The 2907-nt window shown below is 51.3% G+C and carries 1 rRNA gene; it reads left to right on the plus strand.

Annotated features, from left to right (window positions below):
- Window positions 1-2901: ribosomal RNA gene (locus D1606_RS17950) — 23S ribosomal RNA — on the plus strand; the annotation flags it as partial.
- Window positions 2902-2907 lie beyond the last annotated feature (6 nt).

A 2907-nucleotide genomic window follows, 5' to 3' on the forward strand; every position in this document is an offset into this window, starting at 1 on the left:
TGCCTTGGCACTAGAAGCCGATGAAGGACGGCACTAACACCGATATGCTTCGGGGAGCTGTAAGTAAGCTATGATCCGGAGATTTCCGAATGGGGAAACCCACTGTTCGTAATGGGACAGTATCTTGACGTGAATACATAGCGTCTTGATGGCAGACTCAGGGAACTGAAACATCTAAGTACCTGAAGGAAGAGAAAGAAATTTCGATTCCCTTAGTAGCGGCGAGCGAAATGGGAAGAGCCCAAACCAAGAGGCTTGCCTCTTGGGGTTGTAGGACACTCAATACGGAGTTACAAAGGAATGAGTTAGACGAAGCGGTTTGGAAAGACCCACCGAAGAAGGTAACAGTCCTGTAGTCAAAAGTTCATTCTCTCCTGAGTGGATCCTGAGTACGGCGGAACACGTGAAATTCCGTCGGAATCTGGGAGGACCATCTCCCAAGGCTAAATACTCTCTAGTGACCGATAGTGAACCAGTACCGTGAGGGAAAGGTGAAAAGCACCCCGGAAGGGGAGTGAAAGAGATCCTGAAACCATGTGCCTACAAGTAGTTAGAGCCCGTTAATGGGTGATAGCGTGCCTTTTGTAGAATGAACCGGCGAGTTACGATTACATGCAAGGTTAAGTTGAAAAGACGGAGCCGTAGCGAAAGCGAGTCTGAATAGGGCGAATGAGTATGTGGTTGTAGACCCGAAACCAGGTGATCTACCCATGTCCAGGGTGAAGGTAAGGTAACACTTACTGGAGGCCCGAACCCACGCACGTTGAAAAGTGCGGGGATGAGGTGTGGGTAGCGGAGAAATTCCAATCGAACTTGGAGATAGCTGGTTCTCTCCGAAATAGCTTTAGGGCTAGCCTCGTGATAGAGAATCTTGGAGGTAGAGCACTGTTTGAACTAGGGGTCCATCCCGGATTACCGAATTCAGACAAACTCCGAATGCCAATGATTTATGCACGGGAGTCAGACTGCGAGTGATAAGATCCGTAGTCAAAAGGGAAACAGCCCAGACCACCAGCTAAGGTCCCAAAGTAATTGTTAAGTGGAAAAGGATGTGACGTTGCTTAGACAACCAGGATGTTGGCTCAGAAGCAGCCACCATTTAAAGAGTGCGTAATAGCTCACTGGTCGAGTGACGCTGCGCCGAAAATGTATCGGGGCTAAACAATTCACCGAAGCTGTGGATAGACATCTACGATGTCTGTGGTAGGAGAGCGTTCTAAGTGCAGTGAAGTCAGACCGGAAGGACTGGTGGAGCGCTTAGAAGTGAGAATGCCGGTATGAGTAGCGAAAGATGGGTGAGAATCCCATCCACCGAATGACTAAGGTTTCCTGAGGAAGGCTCGTCCTCTCAGGGTTAGTCGGGACCTAAGCCGAGGCCGATAGGCGTAGGCGATGGATAACAGGTTGATATTCCTGTACCACCTCCCTACCATTTGAGTAATGGGGGGACACAGAAGGATAGGGTAAGCGCACTGTTGGTTATGTGCGTTCAAGCAGTAAGGCGTGAGAGTAGGCAAATCCGCTCTCTATAACGTTGAGCTGTGATGACGAGCTCTTATGAGCGAAGTTCCTGATTTCACACTGTCAAGAAAAGCCTCTAGCGAGGTAGGAGGTGCCCGTACCGCAAACCGACACAGGTAGTCGAGGAGAGAATCCTAAGGTGAGCGAGAGAACTCTCGTTAAGGAACTCGGCAAAATGACCCCGTAACTTCGGGAGAAGGGGTGCTCTAGTAGGGTGCAAGCCCGAGAGAGCCGCAGTGAATAGGCCCAGGCGACTGTTTAGCAAAAACACAGGTCTCTGCAAAACCGTAAGGTGACGTATAGGGGCTGACGCCTGCCCGGTGCTGGAAGGTTAAGGGGATTGCTTAGCGTAAGCGAAGGTGAGAACCGAAGCCCCAGTAAACGGCGGCCGTAACTATAACGGTCCTAAGGTAGCGAAATTCCTTGTCGGGTAAGTTCCGACCCGCACGAAAGGCGTAACGATCTGGGCACTGTCTCAACGAGAGACTCGGTGAAATTATAGTACCTGTGAAGATGCAGGTTACCCGCGACAGGACGGAAAGACCCCGTGGAGCTTTACTGTAGCCTGATATTGAATTTTGGTACAGCTTGTACAGGATAGGTAGGAGCCAGAGAAACCGGAGCGCCAGCTTCGGTGGAGGCGTCCTTGGGATACTACCCCAGCTGTATTGAAATTCTAACCCATACCCCTTAGCGGGGTAGGAGACAGTGTCAGGCGGACAGTTTGACTGGGGCGGTCGCCTCCTAAAGAGTAACGGAGGCGCCCAAAGGTTCCCTCAGAATGGTTGGAAATCATTCGCAGAGTGTAAAGGCACAAGGGAGCTTGACTGCGAGACCTACAAGTCGAGCAGGGTCGAAAGACGGGCTTAGTGATCCGGTGGTTCCGCATGGAAGGGCCATCGCTCAACGGATAAAAGCTACCCCGGGGATAACAGGCTTATCTCCCCCAAGAGTCCACATCGACGGGGAGGTTTGGCACCTCGATGTCGGCTCATCGCATCCTGGGGCTGTAGTCGGTCCCAAGGGTTGGGCTGTTCGCCCATTAAAGCGGTACGCGAGCTGGGTTCAGAACGTCGTGAGACAGTTCGGTCCCTATCCGTCGTGGGCGTAGGAAATTTGAGAGGAGCTGTCCTTAGTACGAGAGGACCGGGATGGACACACCGCTGGTGTACCAGTTGTCTTGCCAAAGGCATCGCTGGGTAGCTATGTGTGGACGGGATAAGTGCTGAAAGCATCTAAGCATGAAGCCCCCCTCAAGATGAGATTTCCCATTACGCAAGTAAGTAAGATCCCTTGAAGACGACAAGGTAGATAGGTTCGAGGTGGAAGTGTGGTGACACATGGAGCTGACGAATACTAATAGATCGAGGACTTAACCAAAAAGTT

The organism is Rummeliibacillus sp. POC4 (assembly GCF_003576525.1).
In the GTDB taxonomy this organism is placed as follows: Bacteria; Bacillota; Bacilli; order Bacillales_A; family Planococcaceae; genus Rummeliibacillus.